Annotated in this window: 18 protein-coding genes; 7 read left to right on the forward strand and 11 right to left on the reverse strand. The window is 45.5% G+C overall.

All coding sequences use genetic code 11. The features are described from left to right. Positions 1-22: 22 nt before the first annotated feature. Both RIG27_RS30780 and RIG27_RS30785 read right to left on the reverse strand, forming a co-directional pair. Positions 23-229 (reverse strand): hypothetical protein, encoded by a 207-nt coding sequence (locus RIG27_RS30780; RefSeq protein ID WP_446350896.1) that lies wholly within the window; start codon positions 227-229, stop codon positions 23-25. 70 nt (positions 230-299) lie between these two features. Then, entirely contained in the window at positions 300-578 is a 279-nt protein-coding gene (locus RIG27_RS30785) for a protein kinase domain-containing protein (protein WP_446350897.1), read from the reverse strand. Between the two features lie 400 nt (positions 579-978). Here RIG27_RS30785 and RIG27_RS30790 point away from each other — a divergent pair, with 400 nt between their 5' ends. The 4 genes from RIG27_RS30790 (at position 979) to RIG27_RS30805 (ending at position 5,483) form a co-directional block, all read left to right on the forward strand. After that, positions 979-1,320, forward strand: a complete 342-nt coding sequence (locus tag RIG27_RS30790) for a phage holin family protein (protein ID WP_446350898.1) — start codon at positions 979-981, stop codon at positions 1,318-1,320. Positions 1,321-1,649: 329 nt separating this feature from the next. Further along, complete coding sequence (sbcD, locus tag RIG27_RS30795; protein ID WP_446350899.1) at positions 1,650-2,966, forward strand: exonuclease subunit SbcD; 1,317 nt, start codon at positions 1,650-1,652, stop codon at positions 2,964-2,966. 718 nt (positions 2,967-3,684) lie between these two features. Beyond that, entirely contained in the window at positions 3,685-4,908 is a 1,224-nt protein-coding gene (locus RIG27_RS30800) for a tetratricopeptide repeat protein (protein ID WP_446350900.1), read from the forward strand. A 119-nt stretch (positions 4,909-5,027) separates the two neighbouring features. Beyond that, positions 5,028-5,483, forward strand: coding sequence for a hypothetical protein (locus tag RIG27_RS30805; protein WP_446350901.1), 456 nt, complete (start codon positions 5,028-5,030; stop codon positions 5,481-5,483). Positions 5,484-5,596: 113 nt separating this feature from the next. Here the strand turns inward: RIG27_RS30805 and RIG27_RS30810 are convergent, their stop codons facing one another. Beyond that, positions 5,597-5,785 carry a hypothetical protein gene (locus RIG27_RS30810; protein WP_446350902.1) on the reverse strand — a complete coding sequence of 63 codons (189 nt, stop codon included), beginning with the start codon at positions 5,783-5,785 and terminating at the stop codon, positions 5,597-5,599. Between RIG27_RS30810 and RIG27_RS30815 the strand changes: the two genes are divergently transcribed. Next, complete coding sequence (locus tag RIG27_RS30815) at positions 5,778-5,942, forward strand: hypothetical protein (protein WP_446350903.1); 165 nt, start codon at positions 5,778-5,780, stop codon at positions 5,940-5,942. The genes RIG27_RS30810 and RIG27_RS30815 overlap by 8 nt on opposite strands. Positions 5,943-6,590: 648 nt before the next feature. Here the strand turns inward: RIG27_RS30815 and RIG27_RS30820 are convergent. After that, the gene (locus RIG27_RS30820; protein ID WP_446350904.1) at positions 6,591-9,356 is read right to left on the reverse strand and encodes a WG repeat-containing protein; all 2,766 of its coding nucleotides are present in this window, start codon (positions 9,354-9,356) and stop codon (positions 6,591-6,593) included. Between RIG27_RS30820 and RIG27_RS30825 the strand changes: the two genes are divergently transcribed. Both RIG27_RS30825 and RIG27_RS30830 read left to right on the forward strand, forming a co-directional pair. Further along, positions 9,343-9,540: a hypothetical protein gene (locus tag RIG27_RS30825; protein WP_446350905.1), complete on the forward strand. Its 198-nt coding sequence runs from the start codon at positions 9,343-9,345 to the stop codon at positions 9,538-9,540. The two genes, RIG27_RS30820 and RIG27_RS30825, sit on opposite strands and share 14 nt — an antisense overlap. A 144-nt stretch (positions 9,541-9,684) precedes the next feature. Further along, positions 9,685-10,101 (forward strand): hypothetical protein, encoded by a 417-nt coding sequence (locus RIG27_RS30830; RefSeq protein ID WP_446350906.1) that lies wholly within the window; start codon positions 9,685-9,687, stop codon positions 10,099-10,101. A 140-nt stretch (positions 10,102-10,241) separates the two neighbouring features. Here the strand turns inward: RIG27_RS30830 and RIG27_RS30835 are convergent, their stop codons facing one another. The 7 genes from RIG27_RS30835 to RIG27_RS30865 form a co-directional block, all read right to left on the reverse strand. Then, positions 10,242-10,472 carry a hypothetical protein gene (locus RIG27_RS30835; RefSeq protein ID WP_446350907.1) on the reverse strand — a complete coding sequence of 77 codons (231 nt, stop codon included), beginning with the start codon at positions 10,470-10,472 and terminating at the stop codon, positions 10,242-10,244. A 74-nt stretch (positions 10,473-10,546) separates the two neighbouring features. Then, the gene (locus tag RIG27_RS30840) at positions 10,547-11,461 is read right to left on the reverse strand and encodes a tetratricopeptide repeat protein (protein WP_446350908.1); all 915 of its coding nucleotides are present in this window, start codon (positions 11,459-11,461) and stop codon (positions 10,547-10,549) included. Between the two features lie 605 nt (positions 11,462-12,066). Then, the gene (locus tag RIG27_RS30845; RefSeq protein ID WP_446350909.1) at positions 12,067-13,395 is read right to left on the reverse strand and encodes a DUF1822 family protein; all 1,329 of its coding nucleotides are present in this window, start codon (positions 13,393-13,395) and stop codon (positions 12,067-12,069) included. Further along, the gene (locus tag RIG27_RS30850) at positions 13,392-14,825 is read right to left on the reverse strand and encodes a hypothetical protein (RefSeq protein WP_446350910.1); all 1,434 of its coding nucleotides are present in this window, start codon (positions 14,823-14,825) and stop codon (positions 13,392-13,394) included. Before RIG27_RS30850 ends, RIG27_RS30845 begins: the two co-directional genes overlap by 4 nt. Positions 14,826-14,972: 147 nt before the next feature. Next, positions 14,973-15,119 carry a hypothetical protein gene (locus tag RIG27_RS30855; RefSeq protein ID WP_446350911.1) on the reverse strand — a complete coding sequence of 49 codons (147 nt, stop codon included), beginning with the start codon at positions 15,117-15,119 and terminating at the stop codon, positions 14,973-14,975. Between the two features lie 347 nt (positions 15,120-15,466). Continuing rightward, positions 15,467-15,985 (reverse strand): HEAT repeat domain-containing protein, encoded by a 519-nt coding sequence (locus RIG27_RS30860; RefSeq protein WP_446350912.1) that lies wholly within the window; start codon positions 15,983-15,985, stop codon positions 15,467-15,469. Positions 15,986-16,014: 29 nt separating this feature from the next. Next, on the reverse strand, positions 16,015-16,224 hold the full coding sequence (locus tag RIG27_RS30865; RefSeq protein WP_446350913.1) for a hypothetical protein: 210 nt from the start codon (positions 16,222-16,224) through the stop codon (positions 16,015-16,017). Positions 16,225-16,369: the final 145 nt, after the last annotated feature.

Here is a 16,369-nt window from a genome sequence, read left to right on the forward strand (position 1 = left end):
TTGAAAAAATGGCGATGGGCGCTCAATAGCTTTTAAAGCAAGAAGATCCTGTTCTCGCGATCGCGGTTTTTTTCTCTCCTTTTCTGCTTGACCAATAATTTTGTCTACATTCGTTATCTCCCTCTAATAGATAAACTTCGTCAATCGCATACACCACAACCTTTTCGGCTCTAATATCTGGCATTACCTCGGCGAGTATTAACTTTATTTCGTTCAGCCTTTCTTTCACGGCTTTTGGGTCTTGGCGCGGGTTCTTTTTCTTTGCTTTTTGCCAACTAATTCGCGCTTATTTCAGGAGTTCATAGTAGCTGGTTGGCGATTGAAAAACCCGTATTTTCATCCTTACCTGAGTCGAGAAGTTCCACGATTCCGGGATGCTTCAATTCCTGGAGGGCTTGAGTTTCGCGCCTGAAGGATTCAGCGCTGATTTCCTCCTCTATATTCCTTTGTGTGAATAACTTTACGGCAACTTGCCGTCCATTAGCCAGCATATCATTGGCTTGATAAACCTCAGCCATCCCTCCTGAGTGAGGATTGGGAGATAGAGCATATCGACTATTGATGAGGCGAGGTGACATGATTGATTTGCCCCTAATTGTTTCCACTGATGAGTAGGGCGAGTCGAGATAATTAATACATTTCCCCTTTATGATAGTCCAGCGACTCGCCCCTACAAAATTACAAAATTACAAGATTACAGGGTTACAGGGTTACAGGATTTAGGAAATTAATGATTGATCGGCTTCTATACTATATATTTTAGCTGTGTCAATGGACGGGCGATTGAGACTGTACCACTAGGCTTGGGTGAGGGGATAAGGCTTTATAAAATTTTACGTTGCGAGGAAAATGTATCATTGCTGCCCCTGCTGCCCCTGCTTCCCCTACTTCCCCTACTTTCCCTGCTTCCCTTGCTCCCTACCCCCCACAATACGTCTCGCCAGTTAGAATTCGGGTGTGTGTTATTCGACCAAACCCATGAAACATTTTCTCTTAACGTGGCTGTTTACGGCACTGGCATTAATCATTACTGCCTATCTCGTACCGGGTATTGCGATCGGGAGTTTTGCGGCGGCTGCGATCGCGGCGATTATCTTAGGGATTGTCAATGCTATCGTCAGACCGATTCTGATCATGCTGACTTTACCCCTGACTATTGTGACATTGGGGCTATTTCTGTTAGTGATTAATGCCATATCCTTGTCCTTAGTCGCCTACCTAACGGGTGCCATGTTTACGATTAGTGGACCTCTTGACGCCTTGATTGGTTCAATTGTGTTGTCTGTCGTTGCGAGTATTCTGAACCAATTTGCGGATTAGTCATTAGTCATTAGTCATTCGTCATTCGTCCTTTGTCCTTTGTCGGGGTGGGTTTAGTGACATCGGGGTAACAAAAAATGTTAGTTGTGAAACTTGCCATTGGATGGGGCGGGTTTAGTGACATCGGGGTGACAAAAAAATGTTAATCGTGAAACCCGCCCCTACAGTCGATCAGGGTTTGGAATTAACGTTATCATCAATAGGGAAACGAAAATATATCAATCCGTCCCTACATTGAGACAGGACGGGTTTTGTATTAGTGTTCTCTCTGATAGGGAGACAAAAGTAGATAAACTTGCCCCCCTACAAATTTAAAATGGTTTCCACTAATGATTAAAATTCTTCACCTGTCAGATATCCATCTAGGTAGTGGCTTCTCCCATGGGCGAACTAATCCAGAAACGGGGTTAAATACACGCTTAGAAGATTTTGTCAATACCTTGTCTCAATGTATTGATCGCGCCATTGCTGAACCCGTGGATTTAGTCTTATTTGGCGGCGATGCATTTCCTGATGCTACACCCGCACCTTATGTGCAAGAAGCCTTTGCTACTCAATTTCGCCGCTTAGTGGATGCAGAAATTCCCACGGTATTACTGGTGGGAAATCATGACCAACATTCCCAAGGAAATGGGGGGGCAAGTTTATGTCTTTATCGTACTCTAGGTGTGCCAGGATTTATTGTGGGTGATACACTGGCGACTCATCAACTTAAAACTCGGAATGGTTTAGTCCAAGTGATTACCTTACCTTGGTTAACTCGTTCCAGTTTACTGACACGCCCAGAAACTGAAGGGTTAGCCTTAGGCGAGGTGAATGAGTTATTAATTCAACGCCTTGAACCCATCTTAGAAGGAGAAATTCGGCGGCTGGATTCCCAAGCACCAACTATACTCTTAGCCCATTTAATGGCAGATCGGGCTAGTTTTGGCGCAGAGCGTTTTTTAGCGGTGGGTAAAGGCTTTACTATTCCCCTATCCCTGATGGCGCGATCGTGTTTTGATTATGTAGCATTAGGTCATGTCCACCGCCATCAAAATCTGAATCCATCGAATAACCCACCTGTGGTTTATCCGGGTAGTATTGAACGGGTTGATTTTAGTGAGGAAAAGGAAGACAAGGGGTATGTTTTAATCGAGTTAGAGAAAGGGAAGGTTGAGTGGCAGTTTTGTCCCTTACCTGTGCGTCCATTCTGCACAATTAACGTGAATCTGGATGAGGAAGCTGATCCAGAAGCGGCATTACTTAAAGCGATTAAGAAAAAAACGATTAACGACGCTGTGGTTCGGTTGATTTATAAAGTCCGTTCTGATCAGTTGGATTTAATCGATAATAGTACAATTCATCAAGCCTTGAGTGAAGCCCACAGTTATACGATTCGCCCCGAATTAGTCAGTCAGTTAGCCCGTCCGCGTTTGCCAGAATTGGGCGTGGGTAGCGGTATGAATCCCATGGATGCGCTGAAGACGTATTTAGAGAGTCAAGATAATTTAAAAGATATTGCCGCAGATATGTTAGAAGCCGCTCAATATTTGTTGGATGGGCAAGGAGATAGTTGGTTAGAGGTAGAGGAATCTGAAGATGATAAGCAGGAAGCGAGTCAGGTGGTAGAAGGGAGTCAAAAGACTCAATTACGTTTACTTTAGCGATTCGGGGAAATACTTATGAGAATTAAGCAAATTTAAATCTTAGAGAAATCAGTCGCTAACTCAACGCCAAAATCGCTCTATTGTCTCATATAGCAAGCCTAAATAGGATGATGCTGAGTTAAGGCTGGTGGGCAATGCCCACACTACGGTATATGAAGGTTTTACAGATGTACCCAAATTCAACACTTCTGATCTACAATTATATCATCCAGCGAGTTCTAAACCCTATATTTTCGCTGATTGGGAGCTTCTACCGTTGTCAAATTCTTATGCTTCCCAATGCCAATACAGATATCGATATGTTTGGGGTCTCCCTGCCCAAAATGCAAAAGCGAATGGGGAAAATTAAAGGAAACTAATAATACTCACCCGGCAGGATTGTACTGCAAAAATTGTGAAAAATGGTTGAAGTGGATGGGTAATGGCAAAACATTGAAGGCTGTAATCAAAGTGGAGAAGAGTACATGAACATAATTGGGTTAGGATATCTTAACTACATTGAATAAATAATATTTTATAAGCGTTACCTTAAAGGAATTCATGACTAGACTAAAAACACCAGTTCCAACTGATACCTGGGTAGTGGCAACCTGGGATGAATATATTGCGTAAGTATTGGGGTGAGGCGAGGGAACAGGGAACAGTCAGGGATATCACACACTCGCGCAAAATTTGCCAAACTAAATATATTCCTTTCGCTTGGGAGTAAGCGGTAATGTGGCTGGCGGGATTGTTTGTTTTTGGCGGCTGGATGGTATCCTTGTGCTTGCACGAGTTTGGTCATGCGGTTGTCGCCTATTTCGGTGGCGATACTTCGGTTAAGGATAAAGGCTATTTGACGCTTAATCCCCTCAACTATACTGATCCGGGTTTGAGTCTGCTAATGCCGATGATTTTCTTGGTGATGGGGGGAATTGCCCTTCCCGGTGGGGCAGTTTATATTGACCATAGTAAATTACGCGATCGCAGATGGGATAGTGCAGTCTCGGCGGCTGGTCCTTTTGCTAATGCCGTGGTGACGGTGGCGTTGGCAATTCCGTTTTGGTTGGGTTTGGTTACGGTATCGAGTGAGGGTTGGTTGGGGCAAAGTTTAGCCTTTCTTATTTTCCTCCAAATTTTTGCCGTTGTCATCAATTTACTGCCTATTCCTCCTCTGGATGGGTATGGAATTCTCCGCCCTTGGTTACCGCAATCGCTACAGCAACGATTCAACAAATTAGGTCGATATAGCTTTTGGTTTATTTTTGGCGTGTTATGGTTTGTACCAGCAGCCAGTCAAGGGCTTTTTCTGTTCATTTATCGAATTGCTTTACTTCTCAAGATTCCTCCCGAAGCGATTCAGTTAGGGAGTGTCCTGTTTAGGCAACCCGCGACGAAGTTGGCATTAATTGTCTGTTTTCTCGGCTTTGTCTGGCTGATTAAGCAAAAGGGAAATCAAACCCCAAATGCCGCAGATTTACAGTGGTTTGACCAAGGAAATAAACTTTTGGAAAACCGACAATATGACGCCGCGATCGCGGCTTACGATAAAGCCATTAAGCTTAATCCCAATGTCTATCAAGCCTGGTACAATCGAGGGCTATGCTTGACAGAGTTACACCGATTTAAAGAGGCAATTGCATCCTACCAGAAACTCATTCAACTTAACCCTGACTTTGAGCGGGCTTGGAATTCTCTAGGTAACGCTTTTTATCACTCGCAACAGTATACAGAGGCGATTACTGCCTACGACCACGCCCTGCAACTTGAACCGAACTTGGCTGATACTTGGTATAATAGAGCCTGTTGTCGAGCGTTACAAGGTTATGTTGAGCTGGCGATTGATAGTCTCAAACAGGCAATTGCTGTTAATCCCAATTTACGCGAACAAGCGAAAACTGATGCTGATTTTGAATCGATACGGAATAGTTGGCGTTTTCCTGAGATTTTGCCGCAATGATAATCAATAAAAAGTTATTCTGTGGTGGGCAAAAATGAGAAAAAAATACGATCAGGGTTTTAAACGTTATAAATTTTGCCCACCCTACGCCTTAACAAATAACGAATGACAAATGACAAATGACGAATAACAAAGGACAAATCATGAAGCAATTCCCGTTGGTGCTTCTAGCCACCACGACTCTGGCAATATCATCAACGGCTGATATTCATCCAGCACAAGCGGAAACCTGCGTGGCTGCCAGCAGTTGCAGAGAACAATCCGTCAAATTTGTACCGGGTCAACGGATTACTGTTGAGGTAGCGAATTTAACCTCTAGTGTGATCAAACTTCAACAGGTCGATGTTACAGATCCTTTGCCTGTGAGTCCCGGACAGGTTCTCTCCTTTGTCCGAGGTGGGAATACTAACCCGAATTTTTCGGCGGTGTTGTGGGATACCCAAGGATTACCCTTAAACGTGAATATCCGCCAACCTGAAGCCAGAGTCTTACGAATCGAAGTATTGCCCAGTGGTCGTGCTCCAGGGGTTCGCGCTGTTTATCTGCAAGATGACGGTAGAGTAGAAGTGATGTAAGGTGTTAAGTGTTGGGTGCATTCATTGATTATGAACAACTATCCTTGTTATTCTGCTCAACTTCTGCCTCGTATTCGCCATACTCCAAATCATTGGTTTGGTAATCACGATAGTCAGGAGATATCTGTTGTTCCGGCTACTAATGCCGCGACAACTAATCCGTCTCCAGCTTCGCCTGTTACCAAGACTCTAGATCCGTTGTTATCGCAACGGATTTTAATCACAACTGAGTAATATCGAATCCGTTTGATTGCACACCGATGCAATCCCTTGAGAATCAGTGTTTCCACCTTTTTGGTCATTGGTCATTGGTCATTGGTCATTGGTCATTGGTCATTGGTCATTGGTCATTGGTCATTGGTCATTGGTCATTGGTCATTGGTCATTGGTCATTGGTCATTGGTCATACTCGCTCCCGAAAAGAAGCAAGCTACGTCATTCGTTTATGTAAGGGTTTGAGGAACATTCACAGAACTTAACATAGTTCGGCTTATTTCCACCGACCTACTTAATCAAAGACAAGATAAATTATTTGATGTAACATAAAATATGATTGATTGATTTTTTGTTATCTAAGCTTACTATCCTACACAATTAATTTGAGGGTGACATCTGTCTTTTGATAGGTAAACATTAAATTAAATTTCTTCCCGATTCTTCCCCAAAATTTTTACATTTAATAAGTAAGCTGATCAACGTCGGGTGGAGAAATAACTATGAATACTTGTCCTTGTTGTTCATCTCACTTACTCGCTCACGTTCGTGACAAGCGCATTTATTGGTTTTGTTCCAGCTGCCGCCAAGATATGCCTGTTAAAGCTAGTAAGAGAAACCCTTTTCACCAAGACTTTTCTTTTGTAAATCCGTTAAATGACATTTTGTCACAGAAAGTATTAACACCAGCCGATTAAGTCGGTGATAGGGCGCACGTCGCGTCGGTCTTATGGGTCAACTTAAGCTACAGCCCTCACCCCCAGCCCCTCTCCCAAGCTTGGGAGAGGGGCTGGGGGTGAGGGGGAAATGTCAAGCAGTAAATAGACACAGCTTAAAACCTTGCCAGCATTGGTTTTCTAGCTTAAGTTGACACGGGCGCACGTCGGTGCGCCCCTACGATTTTTCATACAGATTACGAATATAACCCCATCGTTTCCCCCTCTGAAAAGGTGCTAATCCGTCACTAAAGGGTTTGACCTGATCAAATTCTGGTGAAATGACCTGATCGCCCTTTTGATTGATATACCCCCACAATGATCCAATTTTGACGGCGGCTAATTCTTGGGAAAAGGGTTGAGCCGCATCAAATTGGGGATCAATGACTACTGCTCCAGTATGATTAATATAGCCCCAGCGATCGCGCAATTGAACCGGGGCAAGTCCTTGGGCAAATGAACCCGCCGCGTCAAAGTTCGCGGGAATCACCAGTTGACCCGTTGAGTCACAATATCCGTATTGAAAAGCGAGTTGTACTGCCGCTAATCCTTCTGAGAACAACTCCGCCTGATCAAACTGAGTTGGAATCACCCATTGACCTATTTTATTGATATAACCCCATTGATCTTCAACCTTCACCGCCGCTAACCCTTCACTGAACCGAGTCGCTTGATCAAACTGGGGAGAAATTACGGATTGACCGGATAAATCGATATACCCATACCGACTACCAATTTTTACTCGTGCTAATCCTTCGGCAAACTGATCTGCCTGATCAAATTCTAAACGAGTGATCCGTTGTCCCGTTTTGTCAATATAGCCCCACTTGTACCCCATTCGCACTCGCGCCCGTTCCTCCTGAAACGAATCTAGCCAATCAAATTCAGGCTGAGTGACAAGATTCCCGAAGCGGTCAATATAACGATATTCAGCACCAACGCGGCGATGGGTAAATCCTTGTGCCTTTACTTGTGCAGTGTTGAAGGGAACGGATTGAGCATAGACGTGCGATCGCAAGGCTTTGGCTAGGGTATCATTATCCTGGCGCAAGCCCTCGTAGAAAAATAACACCTCCCCGGCTAAACCGCGATCGCGATTGTACTCAATTGCCTGGACTAAATCCTGGGAACTGATGCGATACGACCCGCTTTTAATCAGGATTCCCGGTATCACCGTAGACAATTGTACTGGGTTTAATTGGTCATTCACCAACCGATCAACAAGCTGTTTATAACTGGCAAAATCCCGGCGATAGAATTGGGGATGTATCATATCCACCAATCCCTGATCCGCCCACGCTTGGTTATCCTGTAAATACTCCTGTAATCCCCAAGGATAAGGACTCGGTGCGATAGAAATTATCAGCTCTGGATTAATCGTCACTACCTGTCGGTATAAACGAGTCAGGAAATCGGTTAGCAAATCCGCCCGCCATTGTAGCCATTGGGCGTCTTTTGGGTTTTTAGGCGGTTCCTGGTTGAACTGCTGCACATAGCGTTGTACTGTTTGGCTATTATACCCCCCTTCTGAGGGTAGGGCAGGTAAACGGTCATCTCCCTGAATTCCGGCAATATCGTAATTTTGGATAACTTCTAGGATAAGTCCGATGATAAAATCCTGCACCTGGGGGTCAAACGCATTCAGCCATTCAAAGTTATTTTTGGTGAGTAAATTGCCTTGACTATCCCGCGCCGCCCAATCTGGGTTTTGGGCAAGTAGGCGTCCACCCTTTTGGTTATAGGAACTGGCAAAGCCATATTCAAACCAGGGAATTACGGCTAATCCCACGTTCTTAGCCGCTTGAATCAGTTCGGCGAGGGGATCTCGTCCCGTAAACCGGGGATCAATTTCCCATCCCACCGTGTCTCGCATTAGGGGACTCGGATAAAGCGTCGCCCCATTATTCCAAACCACCGGAAAAACGACATTAAATCCGGTTTCGGCGAGGAAATCCATCGCCTCAGCCATGTTTTTGGGGGAGTTAAAAACTTGGCTATCGGTAGTCGTTAGCCAAACGCCTCGAATTTCGGGTGAGGGGAATCGATTTTGCTGTGGTGTTATATCATGTCCCTCTAAATCGTTATCATTCTTCTGAGAGTTTGTAGTCAGCGCTTTAGCGCTTCTGGCACTAAAGTGCCGACTACGAACGCCGCTTAAGTTAGCGACAGTCTGCTGCAATCTGACTAATGCGATTCCTTCGGAAAAGGGTTCGGCTTCATCTAGTTGCGGATCAACAACAAATGTCCCAGTTTTATCAATATATCCCCATTTCTCTCCCAGTTTGACCCTCGCCCGTTCTTGGCTAAAGGAATCCGCATCATCAAATAAAGGTTCAATCGCGATGATATCCCAACCCGGAATATACTGTCGGGGAACGCCAGGAAGTTTTAACGCCCGACTAATCAGTGCAGCGACTTCGCCTCGTGTTGCATTGCGATTCGGGTGTAGGCGTCTGACATCCGGATAGTTAACCACTAAAAACTGACGGGTTGCGGTTGCGATCGCGCCTCGTGCATAATTGGGAATAGCCGCCGTATCATCATAGTATTGTTGAAGAATTGAGTTAGGATTCGGGTCACGGTCATACTGTAACCCACTCACTAATGCTACCAGCGCTTGCACAAGGGGAATGGGTTGATTGGGGCGAAAGGTTCCATTCGGATAACCGGAGAAAAATCCAGCACGGGTAACGGTTTGAATCGCGGAATTTGCCCAGTGATTGGCGGGTACATCGCGAAAGTTGATTGCATCGCGCACTGGGGTAGCCTGGGGAAAGGCTTTATTTAAAATCGCAGCGAATTCAGCCCGGGTAACGGAGTTATTGGGGCGAAAGCTACCATCCGGATAACCACTGATAATTTGGCGGGTAAAAAGCTGGTGAATTGAGTCTTTTGCCCAATGGCTTTGGGTATCGGCAAAGCTAGAATCGGTGGAGATCGTCATTTGTCATTTGTCATTTGTCATTCGTCATTCGTCATTTGTCATTTGTCATTTGTCATTCGTCATTTATCATTTATCATACTCGCTTTCGCGAGAAGCAAGCTACAATTATTCCCACTGTAGTGTTAAGGTATTATCGTGGTTCAATTTTACGCGATCGCGAAACTTTTTTCATTATACATTATAAAGAATCAGTTTTAAATTAGACGTACTATTGTCCATAATAACGTGTTTATCATTAACTCACTTTAAAGCGCGATCGCGAACGGTACGCTACACCAATGTTAAACTCAATCTAAGATAAAGAAAGTCGCGATCGCAATCCTGGTTCATGTCATTTACCTATTCTCCCGGAAATCTACCCTTTCAACGCCTGCGCGATGTGCGTGCGGCGCTGCTGCAACTGCATAAAGCCCTTCTCCACTCGGAACGCGATAGGTATGAACGGTTTCATGGGCGTATTCGTTCAAAAGGAGAGTTTTTCCAACTGGTTGTTCAAGATGAATGGTTTAGTTGGTTACGCCCTTTCTCTCAATTTATTGTTCAGATTGATGAAGCGTTGAGTGCCAAAGAACCGATAACGTTGCATCAGGCAAATGAACTTTTAGACGAAGCCCGTTATCTGGTTTCTCCTAATGAAGCGGGGACAAATCGAGAGCAACGTTATTATCAAGCGATTCAACGCGATCCCAATATTGCCCTGATGCATGCTGATGTGTCAAGACTGCTTTCTAGGAGTAAGCGTTAACTAAATAGGATGTTTCACTGGAAAACATTTGACCCCTCCCTAACCCTCCCCGTCGTCAAGGGGAGGGAACTCTCGCCAACCTTCATATCCTCCTGTTCCCTGTTCCCTGTGACACACCGAGCGAAGTCGAGGTGTTCCCTTTACAACTTATCCTGATAATAAATTTGGATTAAATTTTCCAATTTCTCATCAGGACAACATTCAATCAATGCTTCAAATACCTCTAGCAATTTGGCGCCACTTTCTCCTAAGGTTGGACTCAATCCCCAAACATCCTGTACCCAGTCTTGAGGACGTTCATCGTCAAATACTAAACGTTCTAGCAGTTGTTTGGCTTCTGTTTTGGAAATCGGTTCTTTGTCATTTCTCATGGGTAATTAGTCATTCGGGAATTCTAGTTGAGGACAGTTCCTCGCAAACGGAAAGGCATGCCACCCCTAAATTACTATTCAAGGGTTTCCATTTGATAACGAATAGCTGCAATTCCTTGCTCATTTCCTAATTCTTCAAAAATCGCCAATGCATCTTGATAAGACGCTTGCGCCATTTCATCTTTCCCTTGTTGACTGTAGATTGTCCCCATATTGTATAAAGCTAGAGCTTGCAACTCAGGGATATTCTCATCGTTGAAAATATCTAAGGCTTGCTGGTGAAAGTTTAAGGCTTGGGTATAGTCTTTTAAATTTTGATGGGATAATCCTAGGTAATAAAGAACCTCTCCTTCTAAGATTTTTTCGTCCAAGTCCCGATAAATGCTTAACGCTGCTTTAAGGGAATTAATCGCTGGCTCACTTTGAGCTTGAGCGAAATAAACTTTGCCGATATTGCCCAATACAATGCCTTCACTGCGGCGATTATCCACTTCTCGGAAAAGTGCCAGTGACTTTTGGTGTAGATCCAGTGCTTGAGAATATTGTTCTAGACTTGAATAGACTGAACCCATGTAATCGAGGATGATCGCTTCTTGGTAAGGATCATCGAGGGTTTTGGCTAGGTTTAAGGCTTGTTCGTAAACGTTTAGTGCATCCTCATGCTGTTGACGATGCTCATAAATTAAACCGATTTGGGTCAGAGTTATGGTTTCTTCTGCGAGGGCTTCACCTTGCTTAAATAGGTTGGATGCTTCCTCTAGTCGATTTAACGCCTCCTGCATTTGACCTTGCTGATACAGATCAATTCCTTCCTCTAGCAACTGTTGGGCTGTACCAAGCTGATCTTCAGAGGTTTGGGCTTGTACCTGGGTTGATAGAGATAGGGACAGATTAGGGGATAGGGAAATCGGCGATAGGAATGTTAACAGCAGCGTCGCTGTCGCCAAGCTGAGGGAGTGAAGTCGGTGGGGTAGGGATAAATAGGTCATGAGGCTAAAATCGTAGTTTACAGGATCGAGCAGATGACACCATAAAAAAGCAGAAGGCAGAAGCAGAAGCAAAATTTCAAGCTACAGTCTCACCAACCGCCTTGGGTTAAAACCCAAGGAACCAAAAGTTTTATATTCTATTTTAATAGAAACCCCTTTTTTGCCCTGGCGACTAGAAGCCCTGGCGACTAGAAGTCGCAGCTACACAAACAAAGTCCGCCTGCGCGGACTAGCTTAGGGGCTGCTGAATAAGTGTTGTGGTGAGGGGGAGCTCTTGAAGCTGGGGAAGACTTCGGCGTGAGCGCGGCAACTGAGCCTGTCGAAGTTCAGTCGAACGCTGGGGGAGCTGGGGGAGCAAGGGTACATTTTTCCTGAGCAAAGTGATGCCATACTTATGAAGGATGCTACCCGATTTCATTGAATCAAACTCTCTGTCAATAAAGCTCAAAGTATTGATGGTTAAGGATTTTGGCTTTGTGCAGCAAGCCCACTGACAAAGATGCAAGATATCAGTTTGAACCCGTTAAAACGGGTTTTAGCTTTTAGCCCGTAGACGCGGAGCGGCTTCTCTTCGAGTACTTTAGTTCAGGGCTTTAGTTCTAATTCTAGAGATTGAAGCCAAAGGGAGGCAGGATGTGTTCAATATCCGATCCTAAACGGATCGTGACGCCAAACGTCTCTTGCCATGTTCCCACTACACTGGTGAAGAAATAGGAACTATTCGCATCTAACTCTTGTTCGACTAAACTCTCGGTTTGATCACTAATCTGTAATATTAGACCCTCTGGGAAACCCGTTGGCGAATCTGTACCTAAAATTATCAGTAACGCCCATTCGGGGACAGTTGCAGATAAGAGGGGCCACGTTATGGCATATAAGCGCAGGGGGATGTCTGCCACTTGGAGATTGCGATACGCGCCCTTGGCTTGGGGGGGAATTTGGACGTTATTGTACTCCAGTTGTTGCACGATCGCATCCCATTCGTCGGTGGATGATCGTCGCAGGGCGCTAGCTGGGGTTAAATTAGGGAGAAGTTGCCAGGAGAGTTCTTGAGCAAGTTCGTCTAGTTCATCCTGTAACCAGTGTCCCACATTAATTACGTTTCGGGTGATGCGGCTGAGGACATCAGACAGGTAGTTTCGGAGGGTGGGTTGGCTTTGGGGATCGGTTTGCAGTTGATACAGCCAAGTGCGTAACTCAGAACGGGTGAGTACGAGGGTGGCTTGTTCCCAGGTTAAATGGTGCCAAAGTTGAGATGTCGGAGACTGAAGTTGGGGGAGTTGGGTTTCCAGGTGCGATCGCATCTGGGCAAGTTGCAGGCGGCGATCACTGGGAATGGGGGGGAGGGGGATGGCGCTGGGGGTTAAACAGCGTAATTCTAAGAGGAGGTGATCGGGTTCGGTGTCAAAGCCATCGAGGGGGAATGAATAGGTCCAATCCTCCTCAGGGGTTAATCCCAGAGTATCCCGGTGTTCGATGAGTTGGGGATAGGAAATAAACCCTTTAACCACGGCGGTTTCCTCTTCCTCTTGTACGTCTACCACGACGTAGAAATGGGGGATGAATTCGGGGATATCGACAACGGTTCGGGGTAAGGATACCTGATCATCTGATAGACTACCTTGGGCAATCAGACAGAGGTTAAACCCATTCACTTGAAGATGACAAACCGCTTCAATCAGATTCGCGGTTGCAGAGTTGAACAGGGAAGTGCGATCGCGATTTACCGTCAATTCAGAACTCCGTTCGGCTAACCATGTCTCAAAGCCAAATAAGGCTAAAGCATTGAGATAGGTTTGCCATTGGCGTTCCTCATTAGCAATGGGTTGGGCGAGGTGAACGGCTTGTTCAATCGCATCGTCAGAGAGTTGGATCGTTTCAATGGCGAAAGCGTCACCATCAAGCCCGGGTTGAGTGGTTGAGTAGAAAGTCATGATATATTACTCCTGTTATCCAAATAAAGGCAGAGTCTTTGGGCAAATAGGCTGCGGGTTTTTTGATGGCGTTCATGGGTAGCCGTACTCGCTTCTGTCTCCGCGTCTGTGATCACCTTAGTGACTTGTTCTGCGATCGCCTCTTGAATCTGGTGATGAACAGTTTGCAGCCGTTGTCTATTGGTATAGCGTTGGGCTTTCTCCAGGATGCGATCGCTTAAATACACCAGTAATTCTCGTTGAATATCAGCGCGAAGGACCTTCAGTTTCAGGAGACGGCTAACTTGAAATTGTCCTTTATAGTTAAAGTTTCGGGCAATATCGGACATGGATTGTCCTTGACAGTGAAACAGATCCAACGCGGTGAGAAACTGTTGGGCTTTTTGGGCATCTCGGCGCTGTAATTTCTTAGTGCGATCGCCTGTGATTTGGGCGATGGCTGTATCTAAACCCTGAAGAAACTGTTGGCGATAGGCGGTTAAAAATTCGTTTTGTTCGTCGGGTGTGGGTTCAGAATAGGCGATATCGAGGGGTTTATTAGGGGTTGCATCCAGGGATTCACTGTTTAACTTCCCGCTGCGTACATAAATTCGGTACTCACGCAGTCGAGAGGCGATCAGTTGCAGTTGGCGGAGGAGGGGTTCTGGGCGTAGGGGAGGGGAAAGGCGTTGCGCCATTTGCTGTAATTGTTCGGGGGTGGGAGGGTGACATTTTCCTTTAACTCCAGCGAGACGTTGGTTTAGGCGTTGACTGCGGTAGACGGCGTGATAAGCATCGAGAATCTGTTGAGCGCGTTGGATTTCCAGTGGGGTTAAGTGGTGAAACTCGGCGAAAATACGGTGTAGTTGTTTGGGTTTGGTATCATTTAAAATTGCCCAGTCACTAATTAAATAAATCCCATGTTCGAGTAAGAATTGATTGAGGGGTTTATGGTGTTTCACCAGACGGCTAGTCCAGGTAGCGAGGCTGCTTTGTTCGGGGTCAAAACTGTGTAAGATTTCATCCAGGAAGGATTGATAGGTGGGAGAATGGCGGTGGGGTTTACCGATTTCTTCGTCTAAGACAAAGGGTAATAAATCGCTACTGTTAAAGCCATGTTCCGCACCAAACCGACTGGCTAACCCCCGACAAACGTAGTCAATTTGCTGCGACATAAAGCATTTGAGACAAAGATCTGCTCCCCAGACGCGCCATGGCGCGTCTCTACATGCATCCTCTGCTTCCTGCATCCAGTACCAGAGTTGACGCTGAACCTGGGAATCTGATACCTGAGTCTCTGGGGTAAAATCAGGGAATGATGCGAGGAAAAATGCCTTCGCTTCAGTAATTTCCCGGATTTGGCGTCTCCCGGCTGCATCAATCGCGATCGCACTCCAATATCGGGAAGCTGTGTTAGTGGGGATTTTTACGGCGCTCAAATGGTTGCTCATCACTCGTGTATCAGGGGCTACGTGGGCGAGGATATCGTCTCAAGAGTTGTACCTCCATAGTTTAAGGGTTGTTCAGTCGGATCTAACTCTGAGCGGCTAGAGCTTATGCAGCGCGATCGTCATTTGTCATTCGTCATTTGTCATTTGTCATATTTGCTCCCAAAAATAAGCAAGCCGTAGGGTGCCGTTAGCGTAGCGTAACGCACCATCACTCAAGGCTTTAGCGTAACGCACCATTCCTAAAGGACGTGACACTGGGCGCAAGATGGTGATAATCGGGCATGGCAATGCCATGCCCCTACAGATCATCGATTCGGTAGGGGCACGATAATATCGTGCCCTGATCTAGCGCCCCGGCTTTTGGGTGGGGTGTGTGGGCGCACGTCAGGAAAGTGGGGAGGGCGGGTTTTGTTGTTCATTTATTGGTAACGCCTTCAATTTAGTCCCTAAACCCGCCCCTACAAATAATTGATGTCTTATCCTGAATCAAGACAGGTTTTAGACCCGCTGCATAAATCAACAACACCCGTCCTCTCAATTTTATCGGGTCGCCCTGTGTTTAAACCCAAGACGGATTGATGGAACAGGTACAAGATAGGAAAGAAACCTGTTTGTAGTCGTCGCTTTAGCGACGCACCCATTTAATGATTTTGTGTAAACTGCTTTAACTTCTTCTGGGCGAACTCTCGCACCTTATCATCAGTATCATTTTCTGCTCTATCGCGTAATAAGGTTAGTGTTTTGGGATGGTCAGGATACAGTTTGATGATTCTCTCAAGTGCAATTTGCCGAGGGTTGTCTTCCCAGTTGTCCTGACGTTGAAAGGGGTCATTAATAGCGCAATTGTACAATAATTCAAATAGCCACGGCTCATCTTTCCATCCTCTGGCTAATTCCTGTAACGCCGCACTTCGCACAAACTTATCATCATCAGATTGAATTAGTTGTTTGAGCAGAGGTAAAGTATCTGGGTCTTTTTTCCATCCTTCAGCTAATTCCTGTATCGCCGCACGTCGAACATTCCCATTATCATCAGATTGAACTCGTTGTTTGAGCAGGGGTAAAGTATCCGGGTCTTTTTTCCATCCTCTAGCTAATTCCTGTACTGCTGAATGTCGCACATTCCCATGAACATCAGATTGAATGAGTTGTTTGAGCAAGGTTAAAGTATCAGGATCTCCTTTCCATATTACTCCTCCACCTCCACCTGTGACACCTCAGCATCTTCCAATTCCTGCTGAACCAATACCAGAAATTCTTTCAACGCTTTCCCGACAACGGTATGCAGCGTATCGTTCTCAAACAGCCCCGCAAAATCCCGAATACAATCCTTAAGAAAATCTTTCGTGTAATCTTCCAGCGCTCCCTTCGCCAGAGGCATCAACACATCCCGAAACACAAAGGGCTCTTCCGGACTTACTATGCCAAACTGTTAGTTAAAACGGCTCCAAATTCAGTTATACCGTGATTTTATGCCTCCACAGTCTAAGTTAACTCGAAATAACGCCCAAAATCCTTGCTTAGCAAAGATTTTGGGCGTATTC

Origin of the sequence: Coleofasciculus sp. F4-SAH-05, assembly GCF_040222985.1 — a bacterium.
In the GTDB taxonomy this organism is placed as follows: Bacteria; Cyanobacteriota; Cyanobacteriia; order Cyanobacteriales; family Coleofasciculaceae; genus Coleofasciculus; species Coleofasciculus chthonoplastes.